Origin of the sequence: Halpernia frigidisoli (assembly GCF_900113805.1) — a bacterium.
Taxonomy (GTDB): domain Bacteria; phylum Bacteroidota; class Bacteroidia; order Flavobacteriales; family Weeksellaceae; genus Halpernia; species Halpernia frigidisoli.
Genome location: NZ_FOQT01000011.1, coordinates 1 through 2,053 on the forward strand (window position 1 = coordinate 1; position 2,053 = coordinate 2,053).

Below are 2,053 nucleotides of genomic sequence, written 5' to 3' on the forward strand. Positions count from 1 at the left end.
AACGTTTTGCGTATTGGCGATGGTGCGGCCTTAACGCGGACTTTCTCTATTAAAAATAATGTTCGGAACATCTAAAATCGTCAAACTTGCGATTTTTCCGCACTATTGCCAATACGATGTTATCTGCATCCTCTTTATAAAGTAGATTATAACTGAAATTGTTATTATGCTAAAGTCTATCTTGAAATTTTATTGCACCATTTATTAATGGATAATATTGACAGAAAAAATTTTTAGGCAATCTCAAAATTGACAACCTTTTTTAAAAGTGGTAATGGTGATACAACTGATTGTAAATTTTCGTTATCATTTGTGGATGAAAATCTTAATAATATTCCATTACTATAAAATTCATTTTCGATTCCATATATTTTAAATGGAATTCTTTTTTTAAAATATTCTTCGTCTGTTCCAATAAATAAAATTTCTCTATTTATGTCGCTAAATAAAATTTCCTCGTAATTGTAAAAATCGATTTCTTTTCTAATGTATTCAAAACTATTTTTGATTTGAATTTCTTCCACTATTCGTTTTTCAACATTAATTTTATATGCTAAAATATTTTTGTTAAAAATTTTGTGACTTTTTGAAATTCGCATTTGGTTAGGTTTTATATCGTATTTCATTCTACTCATTCTTCAAATCTTTTTAATTAGAATATATCTCTACAATTGTGTTTTTCTATAAATCATTTGGTCCTGATGGTATGGATAAAGTGATTTTTTCATTAGGTGAATCTAATGTAATTTCTTGTCCATTTCTTACAACTTTAAAAACATCTTGTCCTTTTTCAGTTGTAATTGTTACTTGTTTTTTTTCAAAATCGTATAACACAGGTTGTTCTTTTCCTATAGTTTGGTAAGCGCATTTGTTTCCGTTATTCATGTAATCTCTTTCTTGTGCTTGCTTATAAATTTGTAGAACATTTCGCAAAAACCAAAATGAAATATTGTTACATTTTTTTTTATCAAAAGATTTTGTCGTATTTTTTTCTTTGTCATATATCTCTTTAATTCTTAAAAAATGCCCAGTTTCCAAAATGTTTTGAAAACTTTCCTTACTCATTCTTATTTCATTGTCTTTTTGGACTTCTTTTAATTCAATTAATGATGGATTAAAATAAGCGAGAACATAATATCCATCAACTAAACCATCTTTAACTTCCCCATCGTCTGGGTCTTTAATACCATTTTCATTGAATACATTATCATCGTAAAAATATTCGCTTAAATATTTTTTTACAATTGAAATATTTTTAGATTCAGCCTGCTCTTTTGTTAATGTACCATTTAAGTATTTTTCCCCTGCCATAATTGTTTCATCATTTATAGCAGTTTCGCTTCCATTTTCATATCTTGTTACAACACCTTTATCGTTTGTTGTTAGTCGTAATCGTCCTGCATAATTAAGAAGGTAATCTCCAATCAAACCACCATTTTTATTAAAATTTAATTCAAGAGGAAGATTTTGATTTTCTTTATAGGTTAATTTTCCAGTTAAAATATTATTATTGTATTGTTCATTCAATTCCCAAGAAAGCCTGCTAATTAAATTTTTTCCTTGATATGCTTCAAAAGTTTTTTTTGAATACCACTGTCCGTTTCGCAGTCCATTTTTAAAGGTTTTAGTTACTTTATAACTATATTTTGTAAAACTAATGGGGCTTGCATAAGTATAATTTATTATATCCCAAGTCCAAACCCCATCTTTAAATCCATTAATGTATTTTCCATTTACAATTGTTTTTGCATTTCCATTAGAAGATTTATTTGTATAGGAATAACTACCATGCTTTATATTTTCCAAAGTTTGTGGATTTTTATAATAGGTAAAATTCAATAATTCATTTCCATTTTTGTTGGTGAACGTTTTTAGATTGTTTTGGGAAAAATACATTGTACAAATACAACTCATCACAATAAATAAAATTCTCTTCATAACTTTTTTACTTTCTAAATTTAACTCTAAGTTAAATACTATTAATATTGATTTTTTTGACCTTTTCAAATTTTTGTTAGTCCGCAATTTAGTAGAGGTTGCAGATAACGTTTTG

At 26.7% G+C, this 2,053-nt stretch carries 2 protein-coding genes; both read right to left on the reverse strand.

What is annotated here, in order from left to right; translation table 11 throughout:
- Positions 1–233: 233 nt before the first annotated feature.
- A complete protein-coding gene (locus BM238_RS14255; protein ID WP_090082933.1) occupies positions 234–626 on the reverse strand; it encodes a hypothetical protein in 393 nt (130 codons plus the stop codon).
- A gap of 55 nt (positions 627–681) precedes the next feature.
- The coding region (locus BM238_RS14260; protein ID WP_221404946.1) for a hypothetical protein at positions 682–2,053 on the reverse strand (1,372 nt) is incomplete at its 5' end.